The 22,225-nt window shown below is 37.5% G+C and carries 11 protein-coding genes and 4 pseudogenes; 9 read left to right on the top strand and 6 right to left on the bottom strand.

Annotation, left to right across the window (positions count from 1 at the left end; genetic code table 11):
* Positions 1–1,119 precede the first annotated feature (1,119 nt).
* The 3 genes from ACFINH_RS07930 to ilvC all read left to right on the top strand — a co-directional run bounded on the left by ACFINH_RS07930 (position 1,120) and on the right by ilvC (position 5,147).
* The gene (locus tag ACFINH_RS07930) at positions 1,120–2,241 is read left to right on the top strand and encodes an ATP-dependent RecD-like DNA helicase (protein WP_375612026.1); all 1,122 of its coding nucleotides are present in this window, start codon (positions 1,120–1,122) and stop codon (positions 2,239–2,241) included.
* Positions 2,242–2,325: 84 nt separating this feature from the next.
* A complete protein-coding gene (locus ACFINH_RS07925; protein ID WP_375632585.1) occupies positions 2,326–3,060 on the top strand; it encodes a pyridoxine 5'-phosphate synthase in 735 nt (244 codons plus the stop codon).
* A 1,067-nt stretch (positions 3,061–4,127) separates the two neighbouring features.
* On the top strand, positions 4,128–5,147 hold the full coding sequence (gene ilvC / locus ACFINH_RS07920; RefSeq protein ID WP_375612028.1) for a ketol-acid reductoisomerase: 1,020 nt from the start codon (positions 4,128–4,130) through the stop codon (positions 5,145–5,147).
* A 111-nt stretch (positions 5,148–5,258) separates the two neighbouring features.
* Here ilvC and ACFINH_RS07915 read toward each other — a convergent pair whose 3' ends face one another.
* The 4 genes from ACFINH_RS07915 to ACFINH_RS07900 form a co-directional block, all read right to left on the bottom strand.
* On the bottom strand, positions 5,259–6,650 hold the full coding sequence (locus tag ACFINH_RS07915; protein WP_375632584.1) for an amino acid permease: 1,392 nt from the start codon (positions 6,648–6,650) through the stop codon (positions 5,259–5,261).
* A 1,017-nt stretch (positions 6,651–7,667) separates the two neighbouring features.
* Entirely contained in the window at positions 7,668–9,068 is a 1,401-nt protein-coding gene (locus tag ACFINH_RS07910) for an amino acid permease (RefSeq protein ID WP_375613396.1), read from the bottom strand.
* 732 nt (positions 9,069–9,800) lie between these two features.
* A complete protein-coding gene (locus ACFINH_RS07905) occupies positions 9,801–10,292 on the bottom strand; it encodes a LysE family translocator (protein ID WP_375632583.1) in 492 nt (163 codons plus the stop codon).
* Positions 10,293–10,442: 150 nt separating this feature from the next.
* On the bottom strand, positions 10,443–11,051 hold the full coding sequence (locus ACFINH_RS07900) for a fumarylacetoacetate hydrolase family protein (protein WP_375632582.1): 609 nt from the start codon (positions 11,049–11,051) through the stop codon (positions 10,443–10,445).
* Positions 11,052–11,408: 357 nt separating this feature from the next.
* Between ACFINH_RS07900 and ACFINH_RS07895 the strand changes: the two are divergent.
* The 4 genes and pseudogenes from ACFINH_RS07895 to ACFINH_RS07880 all read left to right on the top strand — a co-directional run.
* A pseudogene (locus ACFINH_RS07895) lies at positions 11,409–11,583 on the top strand (transcriptional regulator); the annotation flags it as partial.
* A 75-nt stretch (positions 11,584–11,658) separates the two neighbouring features.
* A pseudogene (locus ACFINH_RS07890) lies at positions 11,659–12,091 on the top strand (DEAD/DEAH box helicase family protein); the annotation flags it as partial.
* A gap of 26 nt (positions 12,092–12,117) precedes the next feature.
* Positions 12,118–12,636 carry a hypothetical protein gene (locus ACFINH_RS07885; RefSeq protein ID WP_375632581.1) on the top strand — a complete coding sequence of 173 codons (519 nt, stop codon included), beginning with the start codon at positions 12,118–12,120 and terminating at the stop codon, positions 12,634–12,636.
* Positions 12,621–12,845 carry a hypothetical protein gene (locus ACFINH_RS07880; protein WP_375632586.1) on the top strand — a complete coding sequence of 75 codons (225 nt, stop codon included), beginning with the start codon at positions 12,621–12,623 and terminating at the stop codon, positions 12,843–12,845. The genes ACFINH_RS07885 and ACFINH_RS07880 overlap by 16 nt, the downstream gene beginning before the upstream one ends.
* Positions 12,846–14,183: 1,338 nt before the next feature.
* Here ACFINH_RS07880 and ACFINH_RS07875 read toward each other — a convergent pair.
* A pseudogene (locus tag ACFINH_RS07875) lies at positions 14,184–14,426 on the bottom strand (hypothetical protein); the annotation flags it as partial.
* Between the two features lie 121 nt (positions 14,427–14,547).
* A pseudogene (locus tag ACFINH_RS07870) lies at positions 14,548–14,790 on the bottom strand (hypothetical protein); the annotation flags it as partial.
* A gap of 960 nt (positions 14,791–15,750) precedes the next feature.
* Here ACFINH_RS07870 and ACFINH_RS07865 point away from each other — a divergent pair.
* Positions 15,751–17,547: a ShlB/FhaC/HecB family hemolysin secretion/activation protein gene (locus ACFINH_RS07865; RefSeq protein WP_375632580.1), complete on the top strand. Its 1,797-nt coding sequence runs from the start codon at positions 15,751–15,753 to the stop codon at positions 17,545–17,547.
* Positions 17,548–17,572: 25 nt separating this feature from the next.
* Positions 17,573–22,225, top strand: a 4,653-nt coding sequence (locus ACFINH_RS07860) for a filamentous hemagglutinin N-terminal domain-containing protein (RefSeq protein WP_375632579.1), incomplete at its 3' end; no start/stop codon positions are given.

The following is a 22,225-nucleotide window of genomic DNA, read 5'->3' as shown; positions in this document are numbered from 1 at the left end:
GCAACGTGAAATTGTTGTTGCGTTTATGAGACTTTTAGATGGCTTACATCAAGAAGCGTTAGCAGACTTCAAAGAAACATTAGAAACATTGTGCGAAGCGTGCTTTATAGAGAAATGTTAGAAAATCCTATTCCCTAACTTTTATTTACGTATCCCGTACTTTTAAAAAGATATATAAAATCAATTATCTATATAGATAAAAAGAGGTCTTGTTATTTCTAGCAAATAAGAATAGCATTAATCAGTTAGTTTTTATAAACTTTAAAACATTGCGACAAAAAGAAAAAGTTTGACTCAGTAGATGGAGAATTGCGCTTTTCTCATATTCTAGAGGACGAACCTGAAGTGCTACGCTGGACTGAAGCTATGTCCCAGTTTTCTATAATAGACTACCAAGAAGGCCATACTTACGAACCATATTTTATTGTTGAAACAGAAAAAGCTACATATTTGTGCGAGATAAAGCGTGCTTCATATAAGTGTGATGTCTCTCTTTATTCGTTGAGATATCACTTATTTGTAGCATGAAGAGTAAATTTATTAAAATCATGATGAGAGGGAGATAGGAACTTTATAGGTGTATCATCATAGGATTAAGTCGTTTTGTTGAGAGCTATTTTTATTTCTGCTAAAAGGTTTTTGATATATTTAATTATTATTTCGTAATAGTGGATGTACTTTATTTTTATGTGCAAGAAAGCTGATTGATTGTGTAAAATAGCGTTCAAAAATTACATTATTTTTATCCTGTTAAGGACATTTTTTCTAGTGAGGGTTTTGCAATTGCAATGCTCTTTTTCTCATTCTAAATTTTGGTTAGAAAAAGCGTATATAGGTGTTATTTTAAATTTAAGATATGCATCTTCCATTGTTGGTGTTACTGTTGTAAAAAATGATATTTTATTTGATACGCATAAGGTGTTACCAAGAAGATCGATGTATAGATAAAATTTAGATTGTTACAATATCTTGAAAAAACAATGGGTAAATAATTGATAATTGTGCTACGAAAGTTGTTAGATGGGCGTGTGTCAGCAATTCTTAATAAAAAGGTTTTTCTTGATAGTCGTTTTTTTTCAAAATACTGCTCTTTTTATGCAAATCTTATGTTGGTAAGCTATGCAGTTTTCACGGGAACAGGATAATGCATTGAAGGCTGTTGCCGCGTGGTTGAAGGAAGGGCGTTCTCCTCTTTTTCGCCTTTTTGGCTATGCGGGGACGGGTAAGACGACGCTTGCGCGCTATTTTGCAGAGACAGTTGATGGTTCTGTTCAATTTGCTGCTTTTACAGGGAAGGCGGCGCAGGTTTTGCGTTCTAAAGGTGCAAGCAATGCTTGTACGATTCATTCGCTAATTTATTGTCCACGTGGTGAAGAGGAAGTTTCCGATGAAATAACAGGAAAAAAATCTATTGCTCCAACATTTACGTTAAATCGAAGAAGTGCTGCTGCACAAGCTAAACTCATTATTGTTGATGAGTGCTCGATGGTAGATGAAAAATTGGCCCGTGATTTAATGAGTTTTCGAACGCCAATTCTTGTTCTTGGTGATCCAGGTCAATTGCCTCCTATATCAGGTGGAGGCTTTTTTTCTAATGGGGAACCAGATTTTCTTCTTTCAGAAATTCATCGGCAAGCGCGCGATAATCCGATTATACGTCTTGCTATGGATGTACGTGAAGGACGCGATATTGCTTATGGTGACTATGGAGAAGCGCGCGTTGTGACACGTAAAGAGGTCAATCAACAATTGGTTTTGGATGCTGATCAGGTCTTGGTAGGGGTTAATCGTACACGCCACCTTTATAATCAGCGTTTGCGTGTGTTAAAGGGATTTACAGCAGATTATCCACAAGCGGGAGATAAGCTGGTGTGTTTGCGAAATGATCCGATTAAAGGTTTGTTGAATGGCTCTTTATGGAAGGTGATGACTTCACAGAAGGAGACCGTTAAACCAAGTATTAATCTTCTTGTGAAACCAGAAGAAAGTGAGCGTGGGGTAGCAAAGATTAAACTTTTAAAAGCAGCGTTTGAAAACCCTGATCAAGAAATTTCATGGCAATTAAAAAAGCGATATGATGATTTTGATTATGGGTATGCATTAACGGTTCATAAGGCGCAAGGTTCTCAATGGAATAATGTCGTTTTGTTTGATGAAAGTTTTGCATTTCGTGATATGTATGCGCGCTGGCTTTATACGGGAATTACGCGCGCAGCAGAGCGTTTAACGATTGTTCGATAGAGAAAAATGTGTATATCATCTAAGTTTCAGATGGAAAATGCCTTTTTTCTATCTTGTTACACACTATAAAAAATGGAAATGGGTATGGCGGTAAAACTTTCGGTTAATCTTAATGCTGTTGCTGTTTTGCGTAATCGACGTAATCTTCCGTGGCCAAGTATAACGAATATTGGGCATATAGCGCTTGCTGCTGGAGCAGCAGGTTTGACGGTTCATCCGCGCCCTGATGAAAGGCATATTCGTTTTTCGGATTTGCCAGATATATACTGTTTAATAAAGAACACTTTTCCTACTGCTGAGTTTAATATTGAAGGTTATCCCAGTGATCAATTTTTAGATATCGCTAAAAACTATGCGGATCAGATTACCCTCGTTCCTGATGATCCAGATCAGTCAACGTCTGATCATGGTTGGAATTTTACTCATGATGCAGAATTTTTAGCACCTATTATTCAGAATTTAAAAAACAGAAAGATTCGTGTATCCCTTTTTGCTAATCCTACTGTCGATGGTCTTGATATTGCTAAAGCAATGGGCGCTGATCGTGTGGAATTTTACACGGGACCTTACGGTGGTGCATTTCAGGATAAAAAAAAACAAGATCAAGAGCTCAATAAACTTGTTTTAGCAGCAAGAAGAGCAAAAGAGTTGCAGTTAGGTATAAACGCGGGGCATGATCTGACACTTATGAATCTTCCTGCTCTTGTCAAAAATATTCCTTGGCTTGATGAAGTTTCTATTGGCCATGGGCTCATTGCTGATGCATTAGAGTATGGAATACATGAGACTGTTCAGCGTTTTATTCGGTTATTATCGTAATCTTTTTCTCTCTATAAAAATTGGAAAAGAAATTTTTATAGAGGTTTGCCAATTTATCTTAAAAAACAATTTTATATATGTTGAAATAAATAGCACTATTATCGTGCATTATAAATATTCTATTGTTCCTCTATTTATTGGTTGCTTTCTATCTTTTGTTTTTGAGTGTATGCGATGTTTTTTATTTGTACTATCCATTATGAGGAAGTTTTAAAATCTTCTTATTATAATTTCTTTGAATGGAGAAGAAATAGGGTTTTGAAAGTATTTCCCTTATAAAGGAGTGCGTAGGATTTTAATGGATCAATACACAAATTTTCTTGATATTTGAGCGCATTTTTGGGTTATCTGTAAATAGTATAACGTAAAATCTCCTTATGAATAAGCTTAATGCAATAGGAGCTGTTAAATAGAATGATGATATCGACTTGTAGCTTTATGAAGTAAAGAGAGTGATGTGCAATAAATCTTACACTATTATAGGGAATTCTTGAAAAGGGCTTGAGCATATTAAAATTTTTTTATAAGGCGCCATAAATGGATAACATAATAGCCGTATGGGGGGCTTCTTCGTGTGAGAGGCGTGGATATTAAAGAACGTAAAAAGTAAAAACATCCTCTCTATTATTCTAAAGATATTGTTGTATATGCTTTTGAAGGTTGTATTAAAACAATACTTGTTATTTTGTAATTTTTCTTGCTATCCGTATTGATTTGGTTCATGTTAAAGATTGTATGTTGTATCTTAATTTTTAGAATATAGCGTTTTGTTGCACGATAAAAGAGTAGAATATTAGCTAAATTTTCTTTAGAAATCTTATTTTGTGTAATTATTGTTTTTGTAGAATAGCAGTTGAAGTTTATTTGGGGATCCGTATATGTTTTAGGAATGTTTGGGGACTACAGTTTTTTCTATGCAATATGTAAACTTTAAAATTATTCAATTGCTGTGTTCTTATAAGCGGTGTTTTTTGTCTTTATAAGTGTGTGATGCACTGTAGATAATGTTTCTTATTGAATAAAAATAATCTGAAATCCAGTTTAAATAGAGAAAGAAGGAATTTTTTATGCGTGTTTATTATGATCGTGATGCGGATGTTAATCTCATTAAAGGGAAAAAAGTAGCCATTGTTGGTTATGGTTCTCAAGGGCGTGCGCACGCTTTAAACTTGAAAGATTCTGGTGTTAAAAATGTGCAAATAGCTTTGCGTTCAGGGTCGGAAACAGTAAAAAAAGCCATGGCTGATGGTTTTGAAGTGGTGAGTGTTGCTGAAGCAGCAAAATGGGCAGATCTCATTATGATGGCAACACCAGATGAATTGCAAGCTGATATTTATAAGGAACATATTCATGATCATTTACACGATGGGGCAGCGATTGCTTTTGCGCATGGTTTGAGCATTCATTTTGGCTTGATTGAACCTAAAAAAAACGTTGATATTGTGATGATTGCTCCTAAAGGTCCAGGGCATACAGTTCGTCATGAATACCAACGGGGTTGTGGTGTTCCTTGCTTAATAGCGGTGGCGCAAGATGCTTCAGGGCATGCACATAATGTAGCATTATCTTATGCATGTGGACTTGGTGGTGGACGTGCTGGGGTGATTGAAACAACATTTAAAGAAGAGTGCGAAACTGATCTTTTTGGTGAACAAGCGGTTCTTTGTGGTGGTCTTGTTGAATTGATTCGAGCAGGTTATGAAACATTAACACAAGCAGGTTATGCACCGGAAATGGCTTATTTTGAGTGTTTGCATGAGGTTAAACTGATTGTTGATCTCATGTATGAAGGGGGCATTGCAAATATGAATTATTCGATTTCTAATACAGCTGAATGGGGTGAATATATGTCTGGTCCACGTGTGATTACGGATGAAACCAGAGCAGAAATGAAACGTATATTGAAAGATATTCAAACGGGTAAATTTACATCGAATTGGATTCAAGAATATAAAGCTGGTGCTGCTCATTTTAAAAGTATGCGGCGTTTAAATGATAATCATCCTATTGAAGAAGTGGGTAAAAAACTTCGTTCTATGATGCCTTGGATAAAATCGAATGCTTTGGTTGATAAAGAGCGTAATTGAAGATTCTACAGAGATATTTTGTCAATAGCTTTTATAATTTTATAGATAAATATAAAAAGGGTAACTTTAGTTACCCTTTTTATATGTTTTTTGTAATATAAGCTTTATTTTTTAATTTTTTGCATAATTCTTTTTCCCAAAAAGAAAGTATACAATTCCTAAAAATATGAACCATGCTGGAGTGTATTTTAAAGCTATGGCAGTGTCAGCTTCTAATGACAATAAATAGATAATGAATGCAAAGAAAACAAGAAGCGCCCAACACATAACAACACCTCCTGGCATTTTATAAGGAGAGACAGTATGCTGGAGAGGACGATTGCGGCGATAGACGATATAGCTGATCAAAATGATAGACCATACAAATATAAACAAAGTTGCGGCAATTGTCGTAACAATTGTAAAAGCAGCTATGAGTGTTTGAGATAACGATACAACGGCATAACCAAATAAGATGCATATACATGAAAAGAATAATGCGTTGGCTGGAACGTGGTTACGAGAAAGTTTTCCTAAAAATTTAGGAGCACCTTTTTGTGTTGCTAGCCCATATATCATACGGCTGGTAGAAAAAATTCCACTATTTGCTGAAGATGCGGCAGCTGTGAGGACAACAAAGTTCATCAAACCTGCAGCAGTTGGGATACCAATAAGTGCATACATTGTTACAAATGGGCTTTTTTCTGGACTGATTTGATCCCACGGCGTCACAGACATAATCACAAGAAGAGAGAATATATAAAAGAATACAATGCGGATTGGTATTGAATTAACAGCCTGTGGTAAAGCTTTTTGAGGCTCTTTTACTTCAGCAGCAGCTGTTCCAGCGAGTTCAATGCCAACAAAAGCAAAAATAACAATTTGAAATCCAGCAAAAAAGCCTGTAATTCCTCGCGGAAAAATATTCCCACCGTTCCATATATGGCTAAGAGAAGCAACCGTACCGTTTGGAGAGACAAAACCGGTAAAGATCATATAAAATCCTACAACGATTAGAACTAGAATTGCTACGATTTTGATAAAACCAAACCAAAACTCAAGTTCGCCAAATAGTTTTACGGCGACGAGGTTAAGAATTAAAAAGGACATAAGACCAATTATAACAGGAATCCACGGATTGAGCTCAGGCCACCAAAAGTGTGTATAAGTGACAATAGCAATAATTTCAGCAGTTCCAGTGACAATCCAACACAACCAATATGTCCAGCCGATAAAGAATCCGGCACATGGCCCTAGAAGATCGGTTGAGAAGTCAATAAAAGATCGGTATTGTGTATTAGAAAGCAATAACTCTCCCATAGCACGCATGACAAAGTATAGAGCACAACCAATAATTGCATAAACGAGTAGAATTGAGGGGCCTGCTACACTGATTGTTTTTCCTGATCCCATGAAGAGACCTGTTCCAATCGCTCCACCAAGGGCTATAAGTTGTATGTGTCGGTTATGTAGTCCACGTTGCAATTTCTTCTTAGGTTTTTTTTCTAAATTTTGTTTTTTCATTTTTGGGGAGTTCTCCTTAGTTATTTTTTAATAAAAATTACCCTAAAAAAGGTAATTCCTTCTATCGGAACACGCTATGGTTAAGGAGTAAAGGAATTTTTTTCTATGACTATATGTGAATAAAGCAAAAACATTATTAATTAATGGAATAATTATTTTCTTTATAAGAAACAAAAGATAAATTGTATTATATTTTTTTTGATTTTTTATGTTTTATACATAATTAATATATATAATATATAATATAATTTATATTATATATTATTATTATATGTATATAAATAATAATATATATTTATGTATATTTGTTTATAGTAATTTTTATATAAATATCTTTATATTTAAAATTATTTATTTATAGATATTGTTGTCTATATAAAAATATAAATAAAATTGTAAATTTATTAAATATAAAACTTTTTTATATAAATAAAATAAGTTTAAATAGTTAAACTATTATTTAAAACATTAAAAAATATATTTAAAATTTACATTTAAGCATTAATATTTAAAATTTATTACAAATAGAAAAATATTTTCATAGAATCTTTTTTTATTGCAGATAGCTATTAAGATATATTCTGTTTAGAGCTATATTTTTAATTTTGATAAAAAATTGAATATAATTTTTTTGGGGGGGGGGGAGTTTTAGATAAAATCTCATGTTTTATTAGTAAACAATGTCAGTGAAGTTTATAGAGAGTTCTTTACAGAATAGCTCGTTCTTATCCTATTATACAGTAAAATACTGTTGTGTAGAGTAGTGATATAAAGCATATAACATTTTACACATTAAGTATTTTTAGAATGGGTGGTGAGTGTTCAGGGTAGGGCTAGCCCATAGAGCCTTATGTAGGTGAACCATATAAATGATCAGCAGCATTCCCCCTTAATAAGCTGGATTGTTTACAAACCGGTGCCGGTAGGAATCGTCGTTTTTTGATGTTTGGGGAGGAGGTTAAGTAGAAAAAGGGTAACTAAAATTACCCTTTTTTGAGATGTTTTTATGTATAGACTTTATTTGTTACCTTGAGTTATTTTTTTCTTTACAAACATAAAATACATTATACCTAAGAAAACAAACCAGAATATACTATATTTTAAGGCTAGTAGAGTATCAGCTTCTAATGTCAACAAATAGAGCATGAAAACAAAGAAAACTAAAATTATCCCACACATGATAACACCTCCTGGCATTTTATAAATGGATTCAGCGTGTAGATGAGGGCGATTGCGACGATACACAATATAGCTAATCAAAATTACAGACCATACGAATAAAAATGCAATAGCTGAAATGCTTGTCACAATTGTAAAAGCACTTATGAGGCTTGGAGAGAGTGAGGCAATTGTATACCCTATTAAAATACATAAACAGGAAAAGAATAGAGCATTGGCTGGAACATGGTATCTGGAAAGTTTACCTAAAATTGGAGGGGCACCTTTTTGTGTTGCAAGTCCATATATCATACGGCTGGTAGAAAAAATACCACTATTTGCTGAAGAGGCAGCTGAGGTAATAACGACAAAGTTTACCAAGCCAGCAGCTATCGGAATGCCTGCAAGCCAAAACATCGAGACAAAGGGGCTTTTATCTGGAACAATTTGATCCCAAGGTGTGACAGACATAATTACAGCGAGAGAAAAAATGTAAAAGAGTACAATACGGATCGGTATTGCATTAATTGCTTTGGGGAGAACTTTTTTAGGTTCTTTTACTTCAGCAGCGGTTGTTCCAGCAATTTCTATACCAACAAAAGAAAAAATGGCAATTTGAAATCCAGCAAAAAAACCTGTCATTCCTCGCGGAAAGATATTGCCATCGTTCCATACGTGATTGAGAGAAGCAACCGTACCATTGGGAGAGGTAAAGCCCGTAACGATCATATAAAATCCCACAACAATTAATGCTAAAATTGCGACGACTTTGATAAGACCAAACCAGAATTCAAGTTCACCGAATAGTTTCACGGCAAAGAGGTTAAAGATTAAAAAGACACTAATGCAGGTAAAAACGGTAAACCATGGATTGAGTGTTGGCCACCAAAAGTTCATATAAGTGATGATGGCAATAATGTCAGCAGCTCCAGTTACAACCCAGCTCAACCAATAGCTCCAGCCAACAAAGAAAGCGATTCCCGGTCCTAGCATATCGGTTGAAAAATCAATAAGAGATCGGTATTGTGAATTAGAAAGCAACAATTCTCCCATAGCACGCATGACAAAGTATAGAGCAAAACCGATAATAGCATAAACGAGTATGATGGAAGGACCTGCTACACTAATTGTTTTTCCTGCCCCCATGAAGAGACCTGTTCCAATAGCACCACCAATGGCTATAAGTTGTACATGTCGGTTGTGTAGTCCACGCTGTAACTTATTCTGAGAATTATCTTTTAAATTTTGTTTGTAGCTCATTTTTTGGGGGTTCCCTTTAATTATTTTGAGATTAAATTACACTAAAAAAGCATTATTTTGTATCGAAGCATGATATAAATGAGGTGTAAAGGAAAAAAACGTTTTTTATGATTTTGTGTGGATAAAGAAAAGAATATGTTTTAGGAATATGGTTTTGAAAAAAGAGAATGTTTTCCTCTTAAATAACGTAACAGATATTTGAATGGGGAGCTTTTTATTGTTATGAATAACAAATTAATTGTTCATTAAAAGACGTGGGGCTTTTAAAATTATTTCAGAAAGTTGTCAGGAGTTTTTATAATTTTTTGAAACTTATTATTTGTAATCAGTGCATTATTTATTATTATTCATAATGGTGAGAGTTTACTTTTTGCTCAAATAGCACTCGAGAGTTCTCATCTTAGTTTAAGAAACAATTTTTAATGGAAAATTAAAATGATTTTTAAATCATTTTTTTGTTTGTATGGTGCTATCATAAATCAAAAAGTTACTTTTGTTTCATAAACGAAAAGAGGAATATCATAGCTTATTTTTTTTAAAGTGATGAATAAGGATTTTGTTTAGATATTGGTAACATTTTATAAAATATTGCGAGAAACTCACATTGTTTACACAAACGTCCTTGAGAGTATGATAAAGAAATGCAACGTAATTCAGTTATATGAAGAAAAAAAGAACTGGGGATTGTATAAGCTCTGTTAGAGATTGAGCTATTCATAGTGAGAGACAGAATCAGGAAAAGATTGCTCTATTAACTTTACAATTTGTTATCAAAGATAAAACTGTTCCTGTCGCAATGTTAATCGAGCCTTTTACCCGCTGCTTTTTTAAGGCGGTACTGGCAAATGATATAAAAATGGTAATTAAAGTAAACCATGCAAAGATGTTGAAAGAATGTATTGTGACAAGTTCAAAACCTTTTTTAATGCTACCTCCAGAAGCTAAGAATTTTGGAAAAGCTGCTATGTAAAATATAGATACTTTGGGGTTTAGTATTTGTGTCAGAAAACCGTCCATATAGCTGGTTAAAAGCTTTGTTTCACTCGTAGCATGCTTTTCATTCGTTGAACTTCTTTCTTTTGAATTTAAGCTGTGTATTCCAGATTTAATTGATTTAAAGCCCATGTATAATAAATAGCTGCCACCCATGAGTTTTACTAAAAAAAACAGCGTTTTGTTGTTGAGAATGAGCGCTGATACACCTAGGTGTGGAAAATGCCCCATGCACATATGTTGCTGTACACAATCCTAAAACGTTTACAAATGCGTTCTTTCTTCCCAATCTCGTTGCATTATCGATGATAAGGGCCATATTCGGCCCCGGTGAGATGACTAAAAAAAATGAAACAATGAAAAAGGTCAGTATTTGATGATTCATTTTACTTTTAGCTCTGAAATTAATTGATTTTCGAGATACAATTCTATTCTGTCAAACTGAGAAAGTTTTCCGACACCCTGTGGAGTGCCTGTGTATATGAGATCACCACATCTTAGCTGAATGTAGTGACTTAAAAATGAGATTATCTTCTCAAAGTTAAAGATCATATTTTTCGTATTGCCAACTTGTCTTGTTTCGCCATTTAACTTCATTGCAAAGGTTATTGGGTTGTTTATTTTTTCCTTGTTTATGAAGTCAGAGACGTATGCGGCGCCTTTAAATCCTTTCGATAAAAGCCAAGGAAGCTTTTTTTCTTTCAGTTTTGTTTGCAAATCCCGCGCTGTGAGATCAAGACCTATTGCTACGGCATCATAGCATTCTTCTGCTTCTTCCTCCATGATCATGAAAGCGTCCTTTGAGATTTTGAGTACAATTTCGGTTTCAAAATGTATTTCTTTGGAAAAATTAGGGAGATAAATTTCATTGCCTAAAACGAGTGAACTTTTTGGCTTGCTAAAGATAACGGGTTCATCTTCAACAACATTACCTAGTTCATGAACATGTCCAACATAATTGTATCCAACACAGTAGATGTCATTTATCATGGGAGCCCTCCAAGTTTTTCATTTTCTCTTTGTATAGGCAAGAGAAAACTTTGCAAACAACATTTTTTCTTGTATCGCGTTTTGCATTTTCTGGAAAAGAAGCATTATGTGGGTTAATGACTAACCACGATGACAGCCCTTCGCATTATCCTCTTTTGAAGAGTGCTCAATCTTATAGTCTTTGAGATTATTTTCATTTTGATTGCTAATCTCCTGAAATTACTTTATTACTTAAAGAGTGATTTTGCTCGTCTACGCAGCGATTAGTAGGGTCTGAAAGCCCTAAAGTTCGATCATAAATGAGCCCACTCTGTGGGTGTCTCGGAATTATGGGATATTTTTCTATGTCTAGGTGCTATGAGCACTAAAAGTAAAAATCTGGTTCGTATTCAATACTTTCAGGCTCTCGGAATACTAATGCGAGGGTGCTCGCAACCGGCGGGGGACTTGAAAGTGAAAAGCAAAAAGCCACATTTTAACGACATTTCTATAGGCAAAAAATCGCTTTCAAAGAAAAATGCTGGGAATGTCGTAAAAGCAATTAGGGCACCAATTAGGGATAACTTTTCAACAAATCCAAAAGTATGAGAAAGTCTGTGATGGTTAAAAAGAAGCAGACCGTGGCAAACTTATTATGGCATTTGGAACGGAGAAGATTTTTACCAGCTTTAAGATAGCACAACAAATAGCCGGAATTGGAGAGCGTGTTTTGTTTCTCGTGCCTTCTCTGGCTTTGATGTCACAAACGATAAGAGAATGGACACGCTATACAGAAGTACTGTTTCATTCCTTTGTGGTGTATTCTGATACATAAGTTGGCAAGCGTCGTAAAACAAAGATGCTGTTGTCGAACTCGATGTCTCAGATCTTGGTTCTATCAGCTACCAACTGATGCTTAAAAGCTTTGAAAAAAAGCAAATAAAGTACTAGTAAATGCAATGATTGTGGTGTTTGCTACTTACCAATCAATCCAAGTGATTGCGGATGCGCAAAAGAAATACGGTTTACCAGAATTTGATCTGATTATTTGTGAAGCAGCACAGGCTAAGGCAATAAGGTAAAACCTTTGGTTGTAGAAGCCAAGGAAGTAGCCGAGATTGCGAAGACAACAGCGGAAGAAGCGAAGAGTGTTGCGGAGCAAGCAAAAGAAGAAGCTGATACGACGAAGCAAGGGCTTGGAGAGGTCAAGAGTTTATTAGACACGGTGACAGCAACGACAAATTCTGCGAATACAGCCGCCTCTGAGGCAAAAGTGTTAGCGGAAGAAGCGAAGAGTGCATTGACAGAAGTTCAAGAGAAGGCACAGAGGAACAGTGACAGTCTTTCTGAACTTCAAAGTAAGGTAGGTTCTCTTTCCACTAATTTTTTAGAGAATGTGCGTTTTCATCAACCTGACAGAATTATGGAAGCGGATTCACACAATAGAAAAGGTCTTGTGATCAATGAAGGGGCGTGTTTTCGCTTTTATCGTGATGGTGAGAATGGGGATAGGTCCATCTTTTACCGCATTCCAGGGCGTGGAAGGATGACTTTTGACGAATATCTTGAAGCAGGAAAGGATTATTATGTATATATCTCATCTTAAAAGATCAGACGAATGAGCTATCCTTTGAACTTTCGCAAAATCCGACGGCTCCTGATGGCTATACAGAGGATAATTCTGAAAAGATCGGTGGATTTCATACGCTATGTGCGGATGTTGGTGAGATCAAAGGCCATCTCTTAATCGGTCATATAAAATATAATACTAAAAAATGCAATAAAGTCAATAGTTTGAGTGTAATTATTTTATAAGAATCCACACTTTTATGCATGATTCATTTAACTATTTTTATATAAGATTGCCATGTATGAATAGACCATAAAAAGCAAATCATCATGTAAATGTTATAACGCATGTGTCATTCAAATGAAAAGCAGATATCATTCATAACAGTTTATAAATTTATGATACGTTTTTATCACAGCACAAATTACATTGTTTTAAAATTTAATTGTTTGGAATTATCGATAACATACGTTTAAAGATTGGATTGTTATCACATGATAAAAACATAAAATTACACTTCTCAAAATTGAGAAGCGTAAAATAGAGAGCTGTTATAACAGCATCATCATAACACCGAACATTTTAAAGATTGCATAAAAGGATTTAAAGACAAGATCGCTTTTAAAAACGCTTTCTAAAAATTTAGAAACGATAAGTAAGCAGCATAAATATAGTATCATCACAACAGCTATGCTAATTTTTAAAAACGAAACTGTATTCGCTTCCACAAAAAAATGGAAACGAACAATGCCATAGCAGTAGAATACTATCTACTTAGATATGGTACTAAAAAACGTTTTAAAAGTTACCGTTTAAAAGCACAGAGCCAAATATGGACTGAGTGATTTACTCACCCCAAAATTGGGGGCAGCTATTGAGACAAAGATAAGCAAGCAAAATTCAAAAATATTTTAACATCATAAGGCATGGGATTTTACTTAATTTTGCTAGCCAAATATAGAGCGATTAATTTGCAAAGAAGTTACATTTGAGTGCAAAATGAAAATACGCTTATGAAAGCTTTTCTAAATGCATGTTTAAACGTTTGAAACTGATGTTTATAACAGTTTTTAAAGCCTTGCGTTTGATAAAATCGGTTGTTTATTGTCTTATGAGAGATTGTTTTGAAAACCAACGCTCGTAAATGTAAAAAGCGGGTTTTGATAAAGCTACCAAGCATTTTGATAATGTGCTTTATTTTTTTAAGATAAAGACGTTATGATTGATACGTTTGATAGCCATAAAAGCGTTTATAGGCTCTGTAATTCAAATGAGTGATTAAAGATCATACGCAACATTTACATTCCTTTTGATAAGTTTTCATATCTCTCATAGAGCACTTGCAATATGATACGTTTTGTATATATACACTCATTACTCCATTGTGGATGATTCATTTTAATCAATAAGAAACGCTATTTGAAAGCCGCATCATATCACTTGGCACGGCTTTCTTTTATTTTACTCTCTCTTTTATGATATGTTTATAGCAATGCATTTTATATGCGTTTATACACCATAAAAAGGCACGCCCCCCATATCTATTTTTATTCTGTTTTATCAGTTATATTGACAACATTATCGTTTTCATAAACCCTAGCATTGCCATAAACCCTTGCATTTTCATAAACGTGACCATTTTTAAACACAAGAGCCTCATCATAGACCCAGCAATTGCCCTCATGAGAGAGGTTATTTTCCTTTTCAATAAAGCCACCTAAAGTACCTGCTTTGATATCAGAAAAGTCTTTTAATGCTTTAATGCGATAAAGAATATGTTTACCAAATACACGCGTTTCATTTGTGAGTGCAAACTTCTTTTGCATGAGCACAATTCCTTTATAAAGAGATTTAAATTTTTAAATGAGATGTTTAAAGGAGGGCGCCCCCGCCGCGCCCACGCGTTATTTAAGCAGCGTCTTTTAGTGACTGATTATCATCACAGATATCATTACGAATTTTAGCAACCAGATCAATGCCGATATCACGCCCATCTTCCCCATGCTCTTTTACCCATTCACAATAGGTTTGAACCTTTTCATATTCTTGGCATTGTAGAGGGTCTTGCGTCAAATAAGCAATTACAAACTTTTCAAAAGAAGTTCCTCTATCGCGCGCACTTTCTGTATGATCACGGTAGGATTGTAACAGAGAGCGTAATGTCAGTGGTTTGTTATGAGATTGAAGCATTTATAATAAAACCCCACCGCTTTATAAGCGTTGATCTATAGGTGTCAAAAAACTTTAAATAGAATCTGCTAGATCTATTTAAAACAAATAGCAATAATAAAATAAAAAAAGGGTGCTAAAGACCCATAACCTGCTTAAAAAGAAATTTTATTAAAGGCTACTTATCCACAGCCTATGACATGAGGTAAAATCAGCAAAATAGTGAAATTTGCTATTCGTTTTATGAAAAAAAGACAAATTCACTATGTGCTTTTAAGATATCAGAATGTATGTTTTGATAGGTTTTATGAGTCACTAAAATAATCTAGTTTGTCAGTTCAATTTACAGACACAAACTGACAAATATATATTATTGATTGTATTTAAGGTTGTATTGTCGATATAGGTTGTATCGTTAAAATGCTAACATATTGAAATATAATGTTTTTAATTTTCTCTCATTTAAAAAAATAATATAGGCTCTAAAAAGAACTGACAACACTGACAGCACTGGACAAAACTCTTCTGTTCAGATCATTATCTTTGGAGAAAGGTTGCTTAATGCGCTGTACAGAGAGTTTTGCCTATTTGAGTAGAAAGTTTTAAAAGAGATTTCTTATTGTTTTCTATGATGGTTTTTGACGACAGGATGTGCTTGATAGGATGATGTCTCGTTTATATGCGTGTTGAGTGGCTTAGAGGAGCTGGAGAGTGAATTTATCTCTAATTATTGATAAATATATTGTAGCATTAAACTGGGGATATTGATGTATTAACCATTGACGGGCTAAACAGTTTTGTTTAGAGGCTTCTTTATATAAATGTGGGGGAGAGATCTTCAGCAGTTAAAATAAAGTGGTTTTTGGGTGTCACTTTTCTTTGGTTACAGAGGCATGTGCTTTTGTTAAAAGCGTCATAGGGCAGTGGCTGTTTTGAGTGGACTTGTTAGAGGTTCCATGAAGTTCTTTTAAAGAGTGCTTCATGAATAGTGCAAAGCGGGGGCAATCTGTATTGTTTTCTGTATTTTTACGCCAAAGTTCTCTTTTGAGAATTTTTCGTGCCATTGTTGTTTTCTTTGGCTTGTTTACAGGTGTAAATGTTTATGCGCGCTCCTCAGCTATTTTTCATTCCCCAACAGATAATTTTTCTCGCCAACAATCTGAGAAGCAGCAATTAGAAAGAATTGAGAAATTACGGTCTTTAACGCCTAAAAGGATCAAGACGCCTTCAGAGCAAAATCCAGAAATGCTTTTGGGTGGGAAGCAATGTTTTCCAATTCATGCTGTTGTTGTTGAGGGAGTGCACCATGTCAAAAAGCGCTCTATATCAGCCGTAACAGAGCCTTATGTTGGAAGATGTATCGGTCTTTTTGATATTCAGCTCTTAATCAAGAAGTTAACCAAAGTTTATTTGGATCAAGGCTATGTAACGGCGCGTTTTTATATTCCTGATCAAGATATCAAAAACAGCAAGACGCTCAAATTTGTTGTCGTTGAGGGCAAGCTTTCAGAGATTTACTATAATGGTTTACCGACGTCTCGTTATAATAATGTTGTATGGAGTGCTTTTCCTGGGCTTCAAGGTCATGTTTTGAACATGCGCGATATTGAACAGGGGCTTGATCAGATCAACCGTTTGAGTTCAGCGCACGCTCAAAGCGAACTTCTTCCAGGGCGTGAAGAAGGGAGCACCATTGTCAATATTAACAATCATCCCGATAAAACTTTCAAGGTTACTGTTTCTCATGACAATATGGGACAATCTTCCACGGGTTATGCGCGTTATAGTGCGGGCTTAAGGGTAGAAAATATTTTAGGGATGAATGATGCGTGGGATTTTAACTATCAACGCAGTGAGCCCGATTATTGGGGTGGGAGCAAGCAAGAAGGACATAGCAATAACATTTCAGCGAGTGTGAGTATTCCATATGGTTATTGGACCTTTGGATTGAATGGCACTGTTTATAATTACCAAAGCATAATCCCTGGCAATTTTACCGATATTGAGACGACAGGGGATTCCAGTGAGTTGCACGCCAGTACAAGCAGGGTTCTTTACCGTGATAGTGTTTCCCTTACAACCTTGAATTTAGGTCTTTCTTATAAAAGAACCAACAATTACCTTCTTGGCAATAAGATTGAAGTGGGCAGCCGTCAATATAGCGTCGCCAATTTTGGCATTTCGCATTCGCGCCAGATGTTGGGGGGGACTTGGACCTTTGATGTGAGTTATTTGCAAGGGCTCCCTTTGTTTCATTCTGTCAAGAAGCACGATCCAGGAGCAGGGGATGCGGAGCCACAATTTGCCAAATTTACTGGTACGCTTAGTGTCATGACGCCTTTTAAGGTAGGGAGCTTGGACTTTATACTGAGCAATCTTTTGAGTGGTCAATATTCACCGCATAATTTATTGGGTGCTGAACAGATTTCGTTGGGGGGCGCTTCCAATGTTCGTGGCACGCGTGAGAGTTTGCTTTTTGGCAATAACGGTTTTTTTAGCCGAAATGATTTGTTGCTACGCACCATTCCGTGGAGCAATCACGCGACCTTCAAAAAGGTTTTTGGAGAACTTCGCCCTTATGTTGGTTTGGATTATGGGCGTGTGTTTTCGCAAGTTTTGTATGGGATTAAGAATGATCAGCTTGCCGGTTGGACAGCCGGTGTCAAGCTTGCGGGAGGCATGGTCTCTCTTGATGCCAGTTATTCCAGTATTTTTTGGAGCACAGTTAAGCACAAAAAATCAGGAACATTTTTTATGACATTAACAATGGAACTTTAAGCATTTTTTATTGGGGAGTTAACGTATGAGATATGAGAAGAGAGCAAAAAGAGCAGCTTTATTAGGTGTTTTAGTCTCCAGTACGATGCTCAAAAAGGTTTTATTTGGGGGACTTGGTTTTTCTTGTTTGTTAGCCCCTTCAGCGTTACAGGCGCAAATTACTGTGGATCCTAACGCGAATGCCGCCCATCGTCCAGATATAGTGGCAGCGCCCAATGGGGTTCCCTCGATTGATATTGTTACCCCCAATGGCAAGGGCTTATCACACAATAAATATAACGATTTTAATATTGGAAATCCAGGTGTGATTTGGAACAATCATGCGCAAGAAGTGGGGCAATCGCAGTTGGGGGGCATTATGCCGGGCAATCCGCATTTGCGTTTCACGGGTTCGGCGAAAGTGATTTTAAATGAAGTGACCAGCAGCAAGCGCAGTGCGCTTCATGGTCCAGGAGAGGTTTTTGGGAGCCCCGCCGATGTGATTATAGCCAATCCCAATGGGATAAGCTGTGATGGTTGTGGCTTTATCAATACGCCCCATGCGACTTTAACCACAGGTGTTCCCGAAATTGATGCGAGCGGTTTTTTGAAAGGCTTTGAGGTGCGAGGTGGGGATATTACCTTTGGCGCTAAGGGAGCCAATTTTTTCTCTGGTCAAGGGGCGGTTGATATTGTCGATATTGTCTCACGCACAGTGCATTTTGAAGGAGCTGTTGCGGGCAGAGAAATTGGTGTGACAGCAGGGACGGGTCACTTTGATTATGCTTCACGGGAAATGAAAGAACTGACCGATATTACCGGTAAACCGGAATATGCGATAGATGGTTCTGCTTTGGGGGCTCTACAGGCGGATCAGATTAAACTTGTGGCAACAGAAAAAGGTGTTGGGGTTCGCATGCGCCATGATATGGCCGCCAATGCGGGGCAGTTGCATCTTTCTGCTGACGGGAAAATCTCGTTGAAGAATGTTTTTGGTCATGGGGGTGTTGTCCTCAAATCGAAAAGCCAGAGCATATTGGCAAAACACATCACCTCGAAAAAGCATATTGATATTGCCGCCCATAAGGATGTGACGTTAGAAACGGTTGGTGCTGATGGTCATTTGAAGATAGAGGCGCAGGATGGGCTTTTATCGATTGCCGGTAAGGCAACCTCTGGGGGCAATATGGAGCTTTCTTCGCGCCAGACACTTCAAGTTTCAGGGCTAGGGGCAGGCGCTGATATGGCTCTTGAATCGGGCGGAAACTTGAAGCTTGAGGGGATTGTTTTAGCGCAAGGGAATCTCAAGGCGCATGCCGGTGGTGATATACAAGCTCATTTTTTAGCCGGTGGGGTTGATATGGCGGCAACGGGTGCTGCTGGTGTTGTTGTTCTTGGCACTCAAGGGGATGTTGATCTCCAGAGCAGTCAAGGTGCGATTGTTGCTGAAAGTGTTTATGGAGCAGGAGATATCACCCTAGTTTCTCATAATGGGCTATCTGTTTCTCAAACAATTCTGTCGCATCAAAATGTTGCCATTCAAGCACAACCAGCAACAAATGCTCCCGTTCATTTTGGGCAACTTTTAGCCTATGGCAAGGCAAATATTGAGGGTGGGGCGGTTGACTTTTCTTCGCTGATGACGGGTGAAGAAGCTGTTTTAAAGGTTGGCAGCCTTGATGCAGGCACACTGATGACAGGTGTCGTTTCTACGGGCGGTTCAGGGGATCTTGTTTTAGATGAAAAGGGCTTTCTTTTGATTACAGCAAAAGAAGGGATGAATGTTGGTCAGATTGCCAGTGGTGGCAATATTGAAATTTTTGCAGGCAACGACATCTATTATGATCAGGTCATGAGCTATGGCAGCGCAACATTGACATCGGTATCTGGAGAGATCAGTGTTGAGAATGTGTTGTCTGCTGAGGGGGATGTGAGATTGACGGCAAACACTCTCGATTTAAGCAATAATCGTTCTCATATTTACACGCCGCAAACGCTGTATTTAATTGCAGATCATATTGATGTCTCGGACAGTAAATTGACTTATGGCGGTTTAGACTTTCAAAGCACCAATGCTCTTGATATTCACAATGCGCGGCTACAAGCCGTAAGAGATGGCGGTGGGACTGGAGATATTCTCTTTATTGCTCCAAGCGTTATGGTTGATGAGACAACGTCGGTTTTAGCGGCACGAGATTTCGTGATCAAAACGGGGGAGCTTGGAAATAGCGGTCAATTGGCATCGGGGCAGGATTTAGTCTTTAGCGTGACGGGCAATGTGACCAACAACAAAACGGGCTTAATTTATGTGAAGGGCAATGGTGCTTTACAAGTTGATGGGGCTTTGTTGAATGATTTTGGCACCATAATGGCAGAAGGTGATTTATCTTTTACCAATGCGGCTGGCAGCGGAAAAAGCCTTTCGCTTGTTAACAAAGCAGGCTTTATTCAAGCTGGTGGAAACTTAAATATCCAAACCAACACTCTAAAAAACGAAGCCGATAGCACGCCTGTCATCACAGAAAAAACGGAATATAGCGATATTTCTTTCCAAAAACCAGACAAATATAATTTTCTCGATGGTAGGGATTTATATCATGATACGAGATCGAATAGCTGGGGTAAAGGAAAGCTTTCTAAGTGGCCGGCTGGTAAAAAGAAGAAGAATTTTATATTTGAACAGCAGGTTTGGGCGAGCAAAGAAGAAATCTATGGCACCGCAATTTCAAGCGATGGAACAGTCTATAAGGCTTTTACTTGGGAATATAATGATAACAGAAAAGGCATAGAACAGTATTCTTGGAATGGTTCTCGGCAGAAGGGAGGATGGTTAGGGGCAATAAACGAAAATTGGTCACACATGACAGAAAAGACTGTCACGCAAGGGTTTTCTCATAAACCAACTGTTTCGGGGGTAATACAATCTAGTGGCAATCTCATCATTAACGCTGATACCATTGACAACCATTATAGCTCTATGAGAGCAGGGGGAAATGCCGATATCCACGCCAATGTGCTCACCAATTTGGGGGTAACAGCTTATAAAAACATTTATCTTGGTTGTCAGGCTTATACAGACAGTTGTTATGGCTATAAAGCTGATGGAAGCCGCGATGTTTCTTTAGATATAGCCAATGGCAAGGATCGCCAGATTGGTTCAGAAGCTTTGGAGAGTGTTCCTGGTCTTGTCCAAGCGGGTGGCACGTTGAATTTGGTGGTTGATCAACTCAATAACACGGCAGCGGAAGGTTCGATTACAGGGGATGCGCATTTTAAAGCACAAGCAGTTGAAGGCAATCCACTGGAGTCCTTAAGTGGTTTAACCGGGGTTGATGCTCTCTTTACACCAAAAGTGGATCTCAATAATACAGGGGAACTTTCTGAGGGGCTCCCTTTACCAAAGCCCCAATCGGGTGGGGTTGGGGGCACGCTGCCCAATCAAAATTTCATTTATGAAACTAGAGCAGAATTTCTTGATGTCGGCAAGTTTTATGGCTCAGCCTATTATTTGAACAGAATTGGCTACAATCCTGACAGAGAGATTTTTTTCTTAGGCGATGCTTATTTCGAAAAGGAATTGATTGAAAAACAAATGCGTGATCTTGTTGGTCAAGGTTTGGGCAAAGGTTCCTTTATTCCTGGAAGTGATGCCATTGAACAAGTCAAAACTTTGCTGGATGTCGGGGCAGAATATGCAAAAGCACACAATCTCCCTTTTGGTGAGGCTTTGAGTGAAGAACAATTGGCGTCCCTAGAAGCCCCGATGGTGATTTATGTGCGCCAACAGGTCAAGGGCATGGATGTTTATGCTCCGGTGCTTTACATCCCTGAAAAAGACAGAGCTTCCTTTGTTTCTGCTGGGGCTTTGATCATGGGCGATGATGTCAATATCACCAGCCAAAATACAAGCAATTCCACGATAACCAATTCAGGGCGGATTGCGGCAAACCACCAATTGCATGTGCATGGCGGGGATATCCTCAGTCAAGGAGGGCATTTTGCGGCGGGTGGTGATGCTGTTTTAGTTGCGGAGAAGAATATTCGTTTGGATGCAGGGCGCACAACGGTTGACGGCGTGGAGACCGTATTAAACACCGAGGCGCTTTCTGCTGGTGGTAATGCAACGGTGATTGCCAAACAAGATATTACAGCCTCAGGGGTGGGGATCACTACCGGAGGTGATCTTGCCATGGCTACAGAACAAGGTAACTTGACGATCGGTTCAGCAGAAACCCATTACCATGATGAACAGGGTGATGCCACCATGCATCATAAATCAGAAGTCAACTCTGGTGGCTCAACAACGCTTTCCTCTGGAAAAGATTTGAATATTCTAGGCTCTGATGTTCAAGCAAAGGATAAACTTCTCTTGCAAGCTGAGGGCAATGTTTCGATTGATGCCACACGCAACAGCATGGACAATCAGAATGGGAGTGAAACATCTCATGTTGCTTTACACAATGGCTCTCATTTAAGTTCTGGAAAAGAGACCACTGTTCTCTCTGGAAAAGATATCCATATGGCTGCTTCCGATATAGATGCCAAGGGCAATGTTGCTCTTGGCGCCCAAGGGGAGGTAACAATAGGGGTAAGAAACGATGAAGTGGAATATCATCTTCGCACCAAAAACACGAAAGTGGATATGCAAGCCTCTCATGCCGTTGGATCTTCGATAAAATCGGGAGGTGACACCACTGTC

The organism is Bartonella sp. AA74HLJMH (genome assembly GCF_042197045.1).
Lineage (GTDB): Bacteria > Pseudomonadota > Alphaproteobacteria > Rhizobiales > Rhizobiaceae > Bartonella.
Note: the sequence above shows the minus strand (reverse complement) of the source record. Positions and strands in the feature narration are given on the sequence as shown.